We start from the raw sequence: 13,855 nt of genomic DNA, 5'->3' as shown, positions 1-13,855 counted from the left end.
CAGCGGCCCCTGCCAAATCGGGCGGACACCATAACCCGCAACCGGGCGTTCAGTGGGCGCCAAACCGACGAGGAGCCGCCAGTCATGGCCCAGATCTCTCTCACCTTTCCCGATGGCAATGCACGATCCTATGACGCCGGCGTAACCCCCGCGCAGGTCGCCGCCGATATCTCCACCTCGCTGGCGAAAAAGGCGATCTCGGCCACCGTCGACGGCAAGCATTGGGACCTGCAATGGCCGATCGCGACTGACGCGCAGATCGCCATTCACACCATGGCCGACGAGGCCCAGGCCAACGAGCTGGTGCGTCATGACCTGGCCCATATCATGGCCCGCGCCGTGCAGGAGATCTGGCCTGCCACCAAGGTCACCATCGGCCCCGTCATCGAGAACGGCTGGTACTACGACTTCGACCGCGCCGAACCCTTCACCCCAGAAGATCTCGGCCTGATCGAGAAAAAGATGAAGGAAATCATCAATAAGCGCGAGCCCGTGACCACCGAGGTCTGGGAACGCACGCGCGCGATCGAGTTCTACAAGGCCAACAATGAACCCTACAAGGTCGAACTGATCGAGGCCATTCCTGGCACCGAGCCGATCCGGATGTACTGGCACGGCCACTGGCAGGACCTCTGCCGTGGCCCGCACCTGCAGCACACCGGCCAGGTCCCCGGCGACGCGTTCAAGCTGATGTCCATCGCCGGCGCCTATTGGCGCGGCGACAGCAATCGCCCGATGCTGCAACGCATCTATGGCGTCGCTTTTACCGGCAAGGAGAAGCTCAAGGCCCATCTGCACATGCTGGAGGAGGCCGCAAAGCGCGACCACCGCAAGCTGGGGCGCGAGATGGACCTGTTCCACATGCAGGAAGAGGCGCCGGGCCAGATCTTCTGGCACCCCAACGGCTGGACCATCTACACCACGCTTCAGGACTACATGCGCCGCCAGCAGCGGCGCGGCGGCTATGTCGAGGTGAACACGCCCCAGGTGGTCGACCGCAAGCTGTGGGAGGCCTCGGGCCATTGGGAGAAGTATCAGGAAAACATGTTCATCGTCGAAGTCGACGAGGAACACGCCCGCGAAAAGGCGGTGAACGCGCTCAAGCCGATGAACTGCCCCTGCCACGTGCAGATCTTCAACCAGGGCCTCAAATCCTATCGCGATCTGCCGCTCAGGATGGCCGAGTTTGGCTCGTGCAACCGCTACGAACCCTCGGGCGCGCTGCATGGCATCATGCGGGTGCGCGGCTTTACCCAGGATGACGGTCATATCTTCTGCGCCGAAGATCAGATCGAATCCGAAACCGCCGAGTTCATCGACTTCCTGTCGATGATCTACAAGGATTTGGGATTCGAGAAATTCTCGGTCAAATTCTCCGATCGCCCGGACACCCGCGCCGGGTCCGACGCGGTCTGGGACAAGGCCGAGGCGGCGCTGCTGTCGGCCACCCGCGCCGCCGGGATCGAGCCGGAATTGAACCCCGGCGAAGGCGCGTTCTATGGCCCCAAGCTGGAGTTCGTGCTGACCGATGCCATCGGGCGCGACTGGCAGTGCGGCACCCATCAGGTGGATTTCGTGCTGCCGGAACGGCTGGACGCCACCTATATCGGCGCCGACGGGGCCAAGCATCGCCCCGTGATGCTGCATCGTGCGACGCTGGGCTCGTTCGAACGCTTCATCGGTATCCTGATCGAGGAACACGCGGGCAAGCTGCCCTTCTGGCTGGCGCCGCGTCAGGTGGTGGTCGCCTCGATCACCTCGGAAGCGGATGATTATGTGCGCGAAGTGGTGGCAGAGCTGTGCGCCGCGGGCGTCCGGGCCGAGGCCGACACCCGCAACGAGAAGATCAACTACAAGGTGCGCGAGCATTCGGTGGGCAAGGTGCCCGTGATCCTGGCCGTCGGCCACCGCGAGGTCGAGGAACGCACCGTCAGCGTGCGCCGTCTGGGTGAGAAACAGACCAGCGTACAGAGCCTGGCGGATGTAACAATCGAGCTCGGACGGGCCGCGACTCCCCCCGACCTTCTGTAACATTTCTCACGAAAAGCGCGCAGGCCAGCCCTCACCCCGGGGGCTGGCCTGTAACATTTCCGGCCTTTGCCGCAAGAATCCCTTTGTTTACCGCAACACTTGCCCAAGAATTCTGACGGGAATGTGAGACACGGGGTCGTGAATTCAAACGGCGCCCACCGCACACTACCTTTGAGCTGTCCAAAGCAGACATATCACACGATCACGAAGGGATGACCGACATGTCGAACACCGCAAAGACCCTTGCCATCGCAGGCGCCGTCGCAGCAGCACTGGCTGGCACCGCCACCACCGCCAGCGCCCAGGCCAAGGAGAAATGCTATGGCGTTTCGCTGGCCGGCAAGAACGATTGCGCCGCCGGCCCCGGCACCACCTGCGCCGGTACCTCGACCGTGGATTACCAGGGCAATGCCTGGACTCTGGTCGATGCGGGCACCTGCGAAAGCATGGAACTGCCCGCCCAGGCAGACGGCTCGGTCCGCAAGGGTTCGCTGGAAGCGCTGGAGCGCGACCTGCCCGCATAAGCCGGCACCAGATTGCGGGGGCGGGCCGGCGCATCGGCCCGCCCCTATTCTTTCTCCCCCCTTGCCCACCCTCTGATTGTCGCAAAGGATTGGACAGATGCTGGACAGTTCGCGAACCGATACCCACCTGCCCGCCATGCCGGGAGTCGGGTACAAGCCGCAGCATTTCGCCGAAATCCTCGAGGCGCCCGGCCCGGTGGGCTGGCTGGAAATCCACGCCGAAAACTACATGGGCGATGGCGGCCGCCCGCTGGCGCAGCTGCGCCACCTGTCCGAGCGGTTCCCAATCTCGGTGCATGGGGTCGGCCTGTCGATCGGCGGCGAAGGCGCGCTGGATGCGGATCACCTCGCCCGGCTGAAACATCTGGTGGGCTGGCTGAACCCGGCCAGTTTCTCGGAACATCTGGCCTGGTCCACCCATGACAGCCATTTCCTGAACGACCTGCTGCCGCTGCCCTATACCGATGCCACGCTGGCCCGCATCTGCGATCATATCGACCAGGTGCAAGAGGTGGTCGGGCGGCGGATGCTGCTGGAGAACCCCTCTTCCTATCTCGCCTTTGCCGAAAGCAGCTGGTCCGAGCCCGATTTCCTGCGCGAGATCGCAAAGCGCACCGGCTGCGGCTTGCTGCTTGACGTCAACAACGTCTTTGTCTCGGCCACCAATCTCGACTTTTCGCCGCAGGGCTATATCGACGCCTATCCGCTGGCGCATGTGGGCGAGATCCATCTGGGCGGCCATGACGAGGATACCGACGACCACGGCCGCCCGCTGCTGATCGACAGCCACGGGCGCGAGGTGGTCGACCCGGTCTGGGCGCTGCTTGACCATGTGCTTGAGCGTTCGGGGCCGAAACCGATCCTGATCGAATGGGATACCGATGTGCCGGACTGGCCCGTGTTGCGGGCCGAGGCCGCGCGCGCGCAACAGGCGCTGGAGCGCATCCCGGCATGAGCGTCTCGCAAACCCAGTTCCACACCGCCCTGCTGGACCCGGCCAGCGCGGTGCCCCAGGGCCTGTGCGACGCGGGCGAACGGCCAGCGGGCCGTCGCTTCGATGTCTATCGCAACAATGTGGCGGTATCGCTGACCGAGGCGATGCATCAGGCCTTTCCGGTGATCACCAAGCTGCTGGGCACGCAGAACATGGACGGGCTTGCGGGCATCTTCCTGCGCCGCCATCCGCCCGCATCGCCGCTGATGATGTTCTATGGCGCCGCCTTCCCCGAGTTCCTCGCCGGGATGCAGCAGCTGTCGCATCTGGGCTATCTGCCGGATGTGGCGCGACTGGAACTGGCCCTGCGTCACGCCTATCACGCCGCCGACAGCACGGCCATCGACCCGCAGGCGCTGGCCATCGACCCCGAGGCGCTGATGGCTGCGCGGCTGGAGTTCGCCCCCGCCATGCGCCTGTTGCGCTCGCCCTGGCCGATCCACGCGATCTGGCGTTTCAACACCGAGGACGACGCCCCCAAACCCGAACCCGGCGGTCAGGACGTGCTGATCACCCGGCCCGAATATGACCCGATCCCGCAGCTGCTGCCCCCCGGCGGCGCCGACTGGATCACGGCGCTGCAAGGCGGCGCCACCATCGGAGCGGCCTACGAGGCCGCTGCCGAACAGACCCCCGAATTCGACCTTGGCGCCACGCTTGCCCTGCTGCTCCAGGGCGGCGCCATCATCTCACTCACAGAGCAAGGACAAGACAATGAACCCACTCGTCTCGATCCATAACCGTGTCTTCGGCCTGGTGGAAACCGCCGGAGATTGGCTGTTGCCACTATTTGCCCGGTTCACCTTTGCCGCCGTCTTGCTGGTCTATTACTGGAATTCCGGTCTGACCAAGCTGGGCGACGGCATCTTCGGTCTCTTCAGCCCCTCGATCGGCGCCTACAGCCAGATTTTCCCCAAACAGCTCGAAGCGGTCGGCTATGACGTCTCGCAACTGGGGATGTTCCATTGGGCCGTGGTCATGGCGGGCACCTATGCCGAGTTCATCCTGCCGCTGCTGATCGTGATCGGCCTGTTCACCCGGCTGGCCGCGCTGGGAATGATCGGTTTTGTGGTGGTCCAGTCGCTGACCGACGTCTATGGCCACGGCGCCACCGATCTGGCCACGCTGGGTGCCTGGTTCGACAATCAGGCCAGCGGTGTGATCATGGACCAGCGCCTGTTCTGGGTGTTCACCCTCAGCCTGCTGGTGATCAAGGGCGCCGGTGCGCTGTCACTCGATGCGCTGCTGCGCGGCCGCACCCAGGCCGCCATGGCCTGAGCGCCTTGCCGGCCCACGCGTCTTGCGTGGGCCGCATCATTCAGAAATGCGCCTTGGGCTCATCCGGCTTGCCCGCCGCCACGCCGAGAACGCCGCCCACCGCAGCAAAGGCGATGGGAAACATGGTGAACACGTTGAATCCAAAGGCGTGATACATCCCTGCCGCCGACACCAGCAGCAACACCCCGCCCCACAGCGCCCGCGCCCGGGCCATGGCACCGCCCGCAATCGCCAGCATCGGCGCGATGATCGAGGTCATCTGCACCAGATCGGCATTCTCGAGCTGCTCGGCCAGCCCGTCGATCTCGCCGAAATGCTCGATCGCCTCGACATAACCAAAGCTGAAAAAGCCGACCAACATGCCGATCAGACCGGCGATGATCCCCAGAACAAGGGCCGCATTGCGCATCTTGGGTTCTTTCCTGTGATTCCCTACCGGTCCGACATAAGGGTGCGCCTAGCCCAGACCAAGGGCCTGACGGGTGGCAGGGGTCCAACCGAGGTAAAATTCCCCCCCGGCCTCGATCAGCGGCCGCTTCATCAGGGCGGGATATTGCGCGATCAGTTCCAGCGGCGCGCCGGCGCGCTCGGCCGCGTCCAGCCCGCGCCAGGTTGTCGAGCGGGTATTGAGCAGATCGGCGCCGAACTGCGCCCAGGCCCGGCTCAGAACCGCCGGGTCGACGCCATCGGCGCGCACATCGACAAGCCGCGCATCAGGCAATGATTTCAACGCCTTGCGGCAGGTATCGCAATTCTTCAGCCCATAGATCAGCATGGCACCCCCTGTGTCGTGGTGATGAAATATCGCGCATTTTTCGCGCTGGCACCCCCTTTTTCTTGATTTTTGCCTGCACCATGTAATCTTGTTGCCGGAGCTTCCGGCCTGTCGGCGTCCGGCGTGTTCATGCTGGACCGGTCGTCTGCATGTCCGGTCGCCCGCTCGCGACCCCGCCAATTACAGGGGTGACCTGGAAGGTAGAAGGAGACACGGGACATGCCTACCGGCACCGTGAAATGGTTTAACGCAACAAAAGGTTACGGGTTCATTGCCCCCGATGACGGGGGCAAGGACGTTTTTGTACATATCTCGGCTGTCGAACGGTCCGGCCTCACCGGACTTGCCGACAATCAGAAAGTGTCCTTTGAAATGCTGGACGGACGTGACGGCCGCAAAATGGCCGGAGACATCAAGCCACTGTAACGGGACCACCCGGAGATCTCCGGGTCATGCAACAGCTGGCGGCCGGCCCGCGCGGCCGCCGGTTATCTGTTGTCTTGATCGCCGCCTCGGGCCTCAATCGGATGCCCGCTGTAGCGACCCACTGATCAGAGTCGAGATCGCCCCCTTGTTCGCCTCCACTGCTCCGGCAAGGGCCTTGGCATCGTTTGCGCCCGCGCCCACCTCGGTAACGGCGATGCTCAAAGTGACTGGCCGCCCCTGAAAATAGGGCATGATCGCGGTATCGTAACCCGCCTCGGGACCGTCGGAATAAATCTTGGGGACCGCCGTGTGCCGGACATTCTCCAGATGCGATGAGACATTTGCCTTTGCAGGTTTCAGCCCCAGGCTTTGCGAGTGGCTGACCAATTCGCCCTCCGCATTGACTGCAGCCACCGACACGGTAATGGCAGTCCCGGCCCAGCCGATCTCGTTGGCTTGCACGCTGGTCGCGGTCTTCAGCACCGGCGTATACGAATAGACCGGCCTGATGAACATGGCGCCATCGCCGATCTCCTTCAGTTCCAGAACAATCGCCGAATAGAGATCGCGACGGGTTTTGTCGGCACTTTCGGGCCCCATGCGAATGATACCGACGCAGCGGATATCGTCTGTGGTGCGGCCGATCCGGAAGTTCGAGAAATTCGCTGAACCAGCATAGCGCGCCTGATAGCGCTGTGCCCATTTTCGCGCCCCCTCGACCACCGCATTGGTCAGCACGTTTGTCACGATGGACAAAAGCGCCGTCCGCAACAGCGCCGCTTCTCGGTCTCCGTCTGCCGACACTGGCCGAGGTCTATGCAGGGCACAGCGTTCGGTCGGAAAATCCGGCAGAACGATGTTCATCCTTTCGGTATTGGCGCCCCCAAAGAATATCAGCCTGGCAGTATCGCCACCCGACGTTCCCGCATGCTGCACACAGGCGGCAAGCGGCACGGCGAGACACAAACCCAAAAAAGATCTACGCATCTATCCTCCCCCCGGAAAACGGTGAGAGGATGACAGATTAGCCGACCTTTTTCAACTTTCGGGCGAATTATCGGCCAATCACGTCCTGAAACTCGCGCCATTCCCGCGCCGAAAGGCCGGAGGTTTCCTGCGTCACCGCCTCGCCCGCCAGCATCCGGCGCAGGCTGTCGACCATCTGCGCCGACAGGTTCACCGCGCCCAACCGGTAGTCCTCGAACGCCTTATAGGCAAAGGGCACCCAGTCGGCGACCAGGCGGCACATGGTTTCGGCATAGACGCGAATCTCGTATTGCGCATGCGCATCGGCGCGCAGGCGCAGGAAATGGAACAGGTTGTGCAGATCGACCTTCCAGTACCATTGAGTATAGATATTGGCCGGCAGGTTCATCCGCGCCAGTTCGCGCGCCAGGCCCTGCTGGCCCTCTTGCCCGATCATCGCCTCGTAATTGTCATAGCAGCGGGCGCTGTCGGCCTTGAGAATCTCCAGCACGCGCGCCGCCTCTTCCCCTTGCAGCGCCTCGCCCCGGCCCTGGTTGTTGACCGCCGATTGCGCCGCCACATGTTCCGGCGCCGGGATATAGAATTCGCGATCCAGGATCGAATAGCGGGCCGAATACTCGTTCACATTTGCGGTGCGGTGCCGAATCCACTGACGCGCGACAAAGACCGGCAGCTTCACATGCAGCTTGAGCTCGCACATCTCGAACGGGGTCGAGTGCCAGTGCCGCATCAGGTAGCGGATCAGCCCCTCGTCATTCTGCACCGATTTCGTGCCCGTGCCATAAGACACCCTCGCCGCCTGGCAGATGGCCGCATCATCGCCCATATAGTCGATCACCCGGACAAAGCCGTGATCCAGCACCGGATGCGCGCGATAGAGATGCGACTCCATCCCCGGAGACACCACACGGCGGGTCGGCGCGGTATGCGCCCGCTGGGCGTCGATCTCGGCCAGTTGCTCAGAGGATAGCGGCATCAAGGTCCCTTTCGCTAGATGAGTCGCAACAATACTATATATGGCCAGGAGCCGCATCAAAACCGCCATATGAAGTATGGCTTTTCGGACACCCTGAAGCGCTTTCCAACGACCCGCTCAGGTTGCGATTGACTTTCGCAAGACCACACCAGACAATCGGCCAAAATTATCTGACAAAAGAGCAGAGGCAGGCAGTTATGAAACCCCATCTCGTTGCAGTTGCAGCGTGCGTTGTGCTGACAGCGTGCGGCGGCTCCGATGCCGTTTTTGGTACTGGCGATGGCTCCGGAGACGGGAGCGGCGGCGGTACGGGCGGCGATACCGGCTCTCCGATCCAGGGCGACCGCACCCTTCCGCCGGGGACAACCTCTCCCACCGCGAGGACCGGCATCTTCAGGAGCGAGCCCACCAGCACCGAAACGGCCTATAACGGCAACGGCTATGCGCGCGATGTCAGCTATAATGCCGCCGATGACACGTTCTCGGTCGACAACCTGGGTTTCGACGGCGACAACACCTATTCCCGCGGAACCGCTGTCGGCAGCCTTGGCCCCTATTCGGTCTACGAAGCGGATGCCCAGTTTCTGGACAGTTTCGATGGCGAGCCGGTGAACCAGTTCCGCCACCGCGCCATCTATGGCGTCTCGACCTCGGGCAATACGCAATTCGCCATTGTGCGAACCGGCGCCTACGTCGGCTATGGTTTTGGCGGCTTCATCTATCAGCGCAACAACGAAGTGAACCTGCCCACCACCGGCCAGGCACTGTTCACGGGCAGCGTTGCGGGCTTGCGCGACTATAATGGCATCGGCGCGCTGGAATACACCACCGGCGATATCCGCATCGCCATCGACTTTGACGATTTCAACGATACCACCGGCACCCGGGGTGACGCGGTACGCGGCGAAATCCGCAATCGCCGCATCTTTGACCTTCAGGGCAATGATGTCACCGAAACCACGCTGAACCGGATCAACACCCAGAACAACGCCACCCTCAGGGAGATTCCCACCGCCACCTTCACGGTCGGCCCCGGCGTCATGGACGACAATGGCGAGATCCTGGGCCAGATGACCAGCTATTTCGTCAATAACGAAGGCCAGGCCCTGCTGTTCGAGGAAGGCAATTACTACGCGATCATCTCGGGGGATCAGGCCCAAGAGATCGTCGGCGTCGTGGTGTTGGAAACCAGCCGCGACCCGGCGGCGCCCACGGTTCGCGAGACCGGCGGCTTCATCGTCTACAACTGAGGCCGGTGGTGCGGCCGTGGGGAAAAATACGCCGCCCCATCGCGGCTCTGGCTCTTCTGACCGGGCTGTTGTCCTCCATGGCCGGTGCCGAGGCGCCGGTCAAACTGAGCCCCGATGAACTGCGCGCCACCGCCGTCCAGGCGCTCCGCATCGGGGCGCCTGAACAGGCTTACAGCTATGCGCAGGCCCTGTTGCAGCGCGATCCGGCGGACCGGCAGGCGCTGCTGGTGCATTCTCGTGCGGCGCGGACGCTTGGCCGCTTTGACGAGGCGCGCAGCTCGGCCCAGCAGGCCTGGCGGCTGTCCGAAACCGACGAGCAAAAATTCGCAAGCTCGATGGTCATGGCCCAGGCGCTTGCCTCGGATGAGCGCCGCACCCTGGCGCAATGGTGGCTGCGCCGCGCTGTGGAACACGCCCCCTCGGAAGAGTTGAGCCGCATCGCCGTGCGCGATTTCCGCTATGTACGTGCCCGCAATCCGTGGCTGACGCGGCTGTCCTTTGCGATCACGCCGGACAGCAACATCAACAACGGTTCGTCGCAACGCTCCTCGTTCCTGAACTACAAGCTGTCCGAGGTTCTCTATGGTCAGCCGGTGGAATACCAGCTGGGCGGTTCGGCCCGGGCTCTGTCGGGGATCGAATACGCGCTGGGTGTCACCACAAGATACCGGTTCCGCGAGCTGCCGACCCGCGCGCATGACCTGATCCTGTCGGTCGATCTGCGCGCCTATTCGCTGTCCTCCGAGGCCAAGGCCATCGCCCCCACTGCCAGCGCCAGCGATTTTTCCTTTGCCTCATACACGCTGGGCTATGGCCAGCGCGGCATCAATCTCGACCGGCGCGGAGAATACCGTTTCTTCGTCGATGTCGGGCAGAGCTGGTATGGCGGCAACGAATATGCCCGGTTCGCCCGGTTCAGTCTTGGGCAAAGCTACAAGCTGGCGCGAGGCCGCCAGATCAACGCCCGCATCGCCACCGAACGGCAATGGGGCGTGACCCGCAGCGATCAGGACACGGTGCGCGCCGATCTGTCCTATACCCTGCCGCTCAGCGGCGGCACCGTGCTCTGGACCAATCTGACCGGGGCGGTAGCGACCTCGGACGTTGCCGCCGACGAGTTCGACGAGATCGCGCTGCGCGCCCAGATCACATTCGCCAAACCGGTCTTCGGCGCCACCGCGCAGCTGGGACTCTGGGCGCGCAGCCGCGATTACGACGTCTCTCCGCATGACCGCAATGGCCGGCAGGAAGACAAGTACGAGGCCGATTTCACGCTTATCTTCAACAAGATAGATTACTACGGCTTCAACCCGACCATGCGCATCAGCGCCTCTCGCACCGAAAGCAACATCGCGCTTTATGATGCGCGCCGGTTCGGGGTGAACTTCGGCATCCAATCCGCGTTCTAGGCGGTCTCGACATTGCTGGCCACTGCGCTAGGCTTCGACGCGACACCCAGAACAGGAAATCAAGCGATGCCGCTCAAATATCTGCACGTCATGGTCCGCGTGAAGGACCTTGAAAAATCCATGGCCTTCTACGAATTGCTCGGGCTGCGCGAAATCCGCCGCTACGACAGTGAAGAGGGGCGGTTTACCCTGGTCTATCTGGCCGCGCCCGGGCAGGACGAGACGCCGCTGGAGCTGACCTATAACTGGGACGGCGATGACGGGCTGCCCAGCGACAGCCGCCATTTCGGGCATCTCGCCTATGGGGTCGACGACATCTATGCCACCTGCGCGATGCTGCAGGAAAACGGCATCACCATCAACCGGCCGCCGCGCGACGGGCGCATGGCCTTTATCCGCTCGCCCGACAATATCTCGATCGAATTGCTGCAGAACGGTGCCGCGCTGGACCCGGCCGAGCCCTGGGTCAGCATGGACAGCACCGGCCACTGGTGATGTACCGGGCCGCCGCCGTCGCCTGTGCGCTGGAGGTGACGGCGCCCCCGGTCCAGGCGGCCGAGTGCCGCTTGGCGCTGGCCCTGGCGCTGGATGTCTCGCGCTCGGTCAATGCCCGCGAGGATCGCTTGCAGCGGCAGGGGCTGGCCGCCGCCCTGCGTGCGCCCGAAGTGGTGCGGGCCGCCTTCTCGACGCCCCAACCGGTGGCGCTTGCCGCTTATGAGTGGAGCGGGCCGAACGATCAGCACCTGCTGCTCGACTGGGTCCTGCTCCGCACGCCTACCGATCTTGAAACCGCCGCCGCCCGGCTGGGCGCCTCGCGCCGTGCAACGACCGAAGCCCCCACCGCGATGGGCCACGCGCTGACCTATGGTGCGGCACTGCTCGGGCGCGGCCCCGACTGTCTGTTCCGCACCATCGACCTGTCGGGCGATGGCGAGAATAACGAGGGGTTCGGCCCGCGCGCGGCCTATTCCACCCCGGAGTTTGACGGCATCACGGTCAACGGGCTGGCGATCAACGGCGCCGAATACGAGACCGAGATCCAGCTGATCCCCTATTTCCGATCCGAAGTCCTGCATGGTCCCGGCGCCTTTCTCGAGGTGGCGCAGGGCTTTGCCGATTTCGAGCGCGCCATGCGGCGCAAGCTGGAGCGGGAACTGTCCGGGCTGGTGATCGGGGAGCTGCGATGATCCGCTTGCTGACCCTGCTGGCCCTGCTGCTGCCGGTACCCGGCTGGGCCGGATGCCGGCAGGCGCTGGCACTGGGTCTGGATGTGTCCGGCTCGGTCGATGGGCGCGAATACCGGTTGCAGCTCGACGGGCTGGCCGCCGCGCTGCTGGCACCCGAGGTACAGGCCCGGCTGCTGGCAATGCCCGGCCATCCGATCCGGCTGGCCGTCTATGAATGGAGCGAACCGGGGTTTCAGCGCCTGATCCTGCCGTGGCACCAGATCGACACCGCTGCGGATCTGGAGACGGTCGCGGCCACCCTGCGCACCACCCGCCGGGCCGCGGCGCCGCCGGGCACCGCCATCGGCCCCGCGATGCACCACGGCGCCGCCCTGCTGGCCCAACAGCCCGATTGCTGGAAGCGCACGCTCGACCTGTCGGGCGATGGCAAACACAACATGGGCCCGCATCCCCGCGTGGTAAAGGCGGCGCTCGAGGGCAGCGGCCTGACCGTCAACGCCCTGGTGATCGGGGCGGACAGCACCACTTTCACCGACCTCCGCCAGACCCAGATCGGAGAGCTATCGGCCTATTACGGGGCCTGGGTGATCCTGGGGCCGGATGCCTTTGTCGAGGTGGCGCTGGGGTACGAAGACTATCAGGCGGCGATGGAGCGCAAGCTGCGGCGCGAGCTGGAGGGGCTGGTTCTGTCCGCCCTTCCCACCCGCGCCGCGACGCAGCTACACGCGCCTGTCCTGCCGTGGCCTGTCCTGCCTCAATAAATATACCGGATCTGGTCGGTCCAGTACCGCTCTACCCGTTTCAGGGCCGAGGTGATCTCCTCGATCCCGTCGGGACCCAGCACGCCCCGGCTTTGCAGCCCCTCGGCATGGCGCATGAACAGCTCGGCCACCACGTCGCGGATCTCGCGCCCGCGCTGGGTCAGCCGGACCCGGACCGAGCGGCGGTCGATCTCGCAGCGCTGGTGGTGCATATAGCCCATGTCGACCAGCTTCTTGAGGTTGTAGCTGACATTGCTGCCCTGATAGTAGCCGCGGCTTTTCAATTCGCCCGCCGTCACCTCGTTATCGCCGATATTGAACAGCAAGAGCGCCTGCACCGCGTTGATTTCCAGCACGCCGACCCGCTCGAACTCGTCCTTAATCACATCGAGCAGCAGCCGGTGTAACCGCTCGACCAGCGACAGCGCCTCCAGATAGTTTGCCATGAAGCCTTTGGCGCCGGCCTGGGCGATCTGCCTCTCCATACTCATCCGTCTCTCCGACTCGCTGCTGCTTGCCGAACACTCTGAGACGAAAACCCAAAGAATCAGTTAAGTTGAAAACTGTGTTATTTTTGAAACGTTTGCGAGATATCCGCGATCAGATCCCGATAGCGGTCCGGGGCAGAAACCTGCCCCGTGACCCATTGATAGAGATCCTGGTCGTTCTCATGCAGCAGCGCGTCATAAAGATCGAGCGCGCCCGCATCCATCGCCTCGATACTGCGATCGGCATAGGCGGACAGGATCAGGTCCATCTCCTTGATGCCGCGCCGCATCGAGCGCATGCGCATCCGTTTGATCCGGGTTTCGCGGCTCTCGCTCACGCGGAATGCTCCATGATCTGGCGCAGCTGCTTTTCCAGCCGCGCGGCACGTTGGCCGCTGGCCTGAAGATCGGCGCGCAGGCTGCGCAATTCGGTCAGCAAAGCCGCCATGTCGCGGGCGGTTTCGTCGGTCTCGTTCAGCGCCTCGCCGCCCTGCCCTTCGCCGGTGATCAGCCAGACGATCGAGACATTGAGCAGCCCCGCCAGCATCGACAGCCGGTTGGCGCGCGGTTCGGACAGGTCGTCCTCCCAGCCGTTGATCGTGGCCTTCTTTACCCCCAGCCGGCGGGCCAGTTGGGCCTGGGTCATGCCCGAGGCCTCTCGCGCCGCGGCCAGACGATCTCCAAAGGTGGCTGCCTCGGGTCCGTACCAATCGGTTTCGTCACTCATAGCGGTCCTTTCCGGCTGCCTGCGCAACCTGCTTGATCGTCG

The 13,855-nt window shown here is 63.7% G+C and carries 18 protein-coding genes; 11 read left to right on the top strand and 7 right to left on the bottom strand.

The window, feature by feature from the left end; all coding sequences use genetic code 11:
• The first annotated feature begins 84 nt into the window (after positions 1 to 84).
• The 5 genes from thrS (at position 85) to SPO_RS06510 (ending at position 4,827) form a co-directional block, all read left to right on the top strand.
• Positions 85 to 2,031, top strand: coding sequence for a threonine--tRNA ligase (thrS, locus tag SPO_RS06530; protein ID WP_011047023.1), 1,947 nt, complete (start codon positions 85 to 87; stop codon positions 2,029 to 2,031).
• Between the two features lie 221 nt (positions 2,032 to 2,252).
• Positions 2,253 to 2,555 (top strand): BufA1 family periplasmic bufferin-type metallophore, encoded by a 303-nt coding sequence (locus SPO_RS06525; RefSeq protein WP_044029107.1) that lies wholly within the window; start codon positions 2,253 to 2,255, stop codon positions 2,553 to 2,555.
• A 97-nt stretch (positions 2,556 to 2,652) separates the two neighbouring features.
• Positions 2,653 to 3,510, top strand: coding sequence for an MNIO family bufferin maturase (locus tag SPO_RS06520; RefSeq protein WP_044028044.1), 858 nt, complete (start codon positions 2,653 to 2,655; stop codon positions 3,508 to 3,510).
• On the top strand, positions 3,507 to 4,289 hold the full coding sequence (locus SPO_RS06515; RefSeq protein ID WP_011047020.1) for an HvfC/BufC N-terminal domain-containing protein: 783 nt from the start codon (positions 3,507 to 3,509) through the stop codon (positions 4,287 to 4,289). The genes SPO_RS06520 and SPO_RS06515 overlap by 4 nt, the downstream gene beginning before the upstream one ends.
• Positions 4,264 to 4,827: a DoxX family protein gene (locus SPO_RS06510; RefSeq protein ID WP_011047019.1), complete on the top strand. Its 564-nt coding sequence runs from the start codon at positions 4,264 to 4,266 to the stop codon at positions 4,825 to 4,827. The genes SPO_RS06515 and SPO_RS06510 overlap by 26 nt, the downstream gene beginning before the upstream one ends.
• Positions 4,828 to 4,867: 40 nt before the next feature.
• Here SPO_RS06510 and SPO_RS06505 read toward each other — a convergent pair whose 3' ends face one another.
• Complete coding sequence (locus tag SPO_RS06505; protein ID WP_011047018.1) at positions 4,868 to 5,236, bottom strand: hypothetical protein; 369 nt, start codon at positions 5,234 to 5,236, stop codon at positions 4,868 to 4,870.
• 48 nt (positions 5,237 to 5,284) lie between these two features.
• Complete coding sequence (locus tag SPO_RS06500) at positions 5,285 to 5,602, bottom strand: ArsC/Spx/MgsR family protein (RefSeq protein ID WP_011047017.1); 318 nt, start codon at positions 5,600 to 5,602, stop codon at positions 5,285 to 5,287.
• Positions 5,603 to 5,821: 219 nt separating this feature from the next.
• On the opposite strand from SPO_RS06500, the gene SPO_RS06495 reads away from it, so the two are divergent.
• Positions 5,822 to 6,028, top strand: coding sequence for a cold-shock protein (locus SPO_RS06495; RefSeq protein WP_011047016.1), 207 nt, complete (start codon positions 5,822 to 5,824; stop codon positions 6,026 to 6,028).
• A 93-nt stretch (positions 6,029 to 6,121) separates the two neighbouring features.
• Here SPO_RS06495 and SPO_RS06490 read toward each other — a convergent pair whose 3' ends face one another.
• Complete coding sequence (locus SPO_RS06490; RefSeq protein WP_144083971.1) at positions 6,122 to 6,982, bottom strand: hypothetical protein; 861 nt, start codon at positions 6,980 to 6,982, stop codon at positions 6,122 to 6,124.
• A 100-nt stretch (positions 6,983 to 7,082) separates the two neighbouring features.
• Entirely contained in the window at positions 7,083 to 7,991 is a 909-nt protein-coding gene (gene thyX / locus SPO_RS06485; protein WP_030003195.1) for an FAD-dependent thymidylate synthase, read from the bottom strand.
• 233 nt (positions 7,992 to 8,224) lie between these two features.
• Between thyX and SPO_RS06480 the strand changes: the two genes are divergently transcribed.
• The 5 genes from SPO_RS06480 to SPO_RS06460 all read left to right on the top strand — a co-directional run bounded on the left by SPO_RS06480 (position 8,225) and on the right by SPO_RS06460 (position 12,598).
• Complete coding sequence (locus tag SPO_RS06480; protein ID WP_051420328.1) at positions 8,225 to 9,241, top strand: hypothetical protein; 1,017 nt, start codon at positions 8,225 to 8,227, stop codon at positions 9,239 to 9,241.
• Positions 9,242 to 9,318: 77 nt separating this feature from the next.
• Positions 9,319 to 10,650 (top strand): surface lipoprotein assembly modifier, encoded by a 1,332-nt coding sequence (locus SPO_RS06475; RefSeq protein WP_044028041.1) that lies wholly within the window; start codon positions 9,319 to 9,321, stop codon positions 10,648 to 10,650.
• Between the two features lie 66 nt (positions 10,651 to 10,716).
• Positions 10,717 to 11,145: a VOC family protein gene (locus SPO_RS06470; protein ID WP_011047011.1), complete on the top strand. Its 429-nt coding sequence runs from the start codon at positions 10,717 to 10,719 to the stop codon at positions 11,143 to 11,145.
• Complete coding sequence (locus tag SPO_RS06465) at positions 11,145 to 11,837, top strand: DUF1194 domain-containing protein (RefSeq protein ID WP_044028040.1); 693 nt, start codon at positions 11,145 to 11,147, stop codon at positions 11,835 to 11,837. Before SPO_RS06470 ends, SPO_RS06465 begins: the two co-directional genes overlap by 1 nt.
• A complete protein-coding gene (locus SPO_RS06460; RefSeq protein WP_011047009.1) occupies positions 11,834 to 12,598 on the top strand; it encodes a DUF1194 domain-containing protein in 765 nt (254 codons plus the stop codon). Before SPO_RS06465 ends, SPO_RS06460 begins: the two co-directional genes overlap by 4 nt.
• Here the strand turns inward: SPO_RS06460 and SPO_RS06455 are convergent.
• The 3 genes from SPO_RS06455 to SPO_RS06445 form a co-directional block, all read right to left on the bottom strand.
• Positions 12,592 to 13,083, bottom strand: coding sequence for a MarR family winged helix-turn-helix transcriptional regulator (locus SPO_RS06455; protein ID WP_044028039.1), 492 nt, complete (start codon positions 13,081 to 13,083; stop codon positions 12,592 to 12,594). The genes SPO_RS06460 and SPO_RS06455 overlap by 7 nt on opposite strands.
• Positions 13,084 to 13,166: 83 nt before the next feature.
• The gene (locus tag SPO_RS06450; protein ID WP_011047007.1) at positions 13,167 to 13,424 is read right to left on the bottom strand and encodes a succinate dehydrogenase assembly factor 2; all 258 of its coding nucleotides are present in this window, start codon (positions 13,422 to 13,424) and stop codon (positions 13,167 to 13,169) included.
• Entirely contained in the window at positions 13,421 to 13,813 is a 393-nt protein-coding gene (locus SPO_RS06445; RefSeq protein ID WP_011047006.1) for a helix-turn-helix domain-containing protein, read from the bottom strand. Before SPO_RS06445 ends, SPO_RS06450 begins: the two co-directional genes overlap by 4 nt.
• Positions 13,814 to 13,855 lie beyond the last annotated feature (42 nt).

The organism is Ruegeria pomeroyi DSS-3 (assembly GCF_000011965.2).
Lineage (GTDB): Bacteria > Pseudomonadota > Alphaproteobacteria > Rhodobacterales > Rhodobacteraceae > Ruegeria_B > Ruegeria_B pomeroyi.
Note: the sequence above shows the minus strand (reverse complement) of the source record. Positions and strands in the feature narration are given on the sequence as shown.

What these genes read in the sequence shown, in the direction of transcription:
- thrS (WP_011047023.1), top strand. Translation starts at nt 85, where the DNA reads ATGGCCCAGATCTCTCTCACCTTTCCCGATGGCAATGCACGATCCTAT.
- SPO_RS06525 (WP_044029107.1), top strand. Translation starts at nt 2,253, where the DNA reads ATGTCGAACACCGCAAAGACCCTTGCCATCGCAGGCGCCGTCGCAGCA.
- SPO_RS06520 (WP_044028044.1), top strand. Translation starts at nt 2,653, where the DNA reads ATGCTGGACAGTTCGCGAACCGATACCCACCTGCCCGCCATGCCGGGA.
- SPO_RS06515 (WP_011047020.1), top strand. Translation starts at nt 3,507, where the DNA reads ATGAGCGTCTCGCAAACCCAGTTCCACACCGCCCTGCTGGACCCGGCC.
- SPO_RS06510 (WP_011047019.1), top strand. Translation starts at nt 4,264, where the DNA reads ATGAACCCACTCGTCTCGATCCATAACCGTGTCTTCGGCCTGGTGGAA.
- SPO_RS06505 (WP_011047018.1), bottom strand. Translation starts at nt 5,236, where the DNA reads ATGCGCAATGCGGCCCTTGTTCTGGGGATCATCGCCGGTCTGATCGGC.
- SPO_RS06500 (WP_011047017.1), bottom strand. Translation starts at nt 5,602, where the DNA reads ATGCTGATCTATGGGCTGAAGAATTGCGATACCTGCCGCAAGGCGTTG.
- SPO_RS06495 (WP_011047016.1), top strand. Translation starts at nt 5,822, where the DNA reads ATGCCTACCGGCACCGTGAAATGGTTTAACGCAACAAAAGGTTACGGG.
- thyX (WP_030003195.1), bottom strand. Translation starts at nt 7,991, where the DNA reads ATGCCGCTATCCTCTGAGCAACTGGCCGAGATCGACGCCCAGCGGGCG.
- SPO_RS06475 (WP_044028041.1), top strand. Translation starts at nt 9,319, where the DNA reads ATGGCCGGTGCCGAGGCGCCGGTCAAACTGAGCCCCGATGAACTGCGC.
- SPO_RS06470 (WP_011047011.1), top strand. Translation starts at nt 10,717, where the DNA reads ATGCCGCTCAAATATCTGCACGTCATGGTCCGCGTGAAGGACCTTGAA.
- SPO_RS06465 (WP_044028040.1), top strand. Translation starts at nt 11,145, where the DNA reads ATGTACCGGGCCGCCGCCGTCGCCTGTGCGCTGGAGGTGACGGCGCCC.
- SPO_RS06460 (WP_011047009.1), top strand. Translation starts at nt 11,834, where the DNA reads ATGATCCGCTTGCTGACCCTGCTGGCCCTGCTGCTGCCGGTACCCGGC.
- SPO_RS06455 (WP_044028039.1), bottom strand. Translation starts at nt 13,083, where the DNA reads ATGGAGAGGCAGATCGCCCAGGCCGGCGCCAAAGGCTTCATGGCAAAC.
- SPO_RS06445 (WP_011047006.1), bottom strand. Translation starts at nt 13,813, where the DNA reads ATGAGTGACGAAACCGATTGGTACGGACCCGAGGCAGCCACCTTTGGA.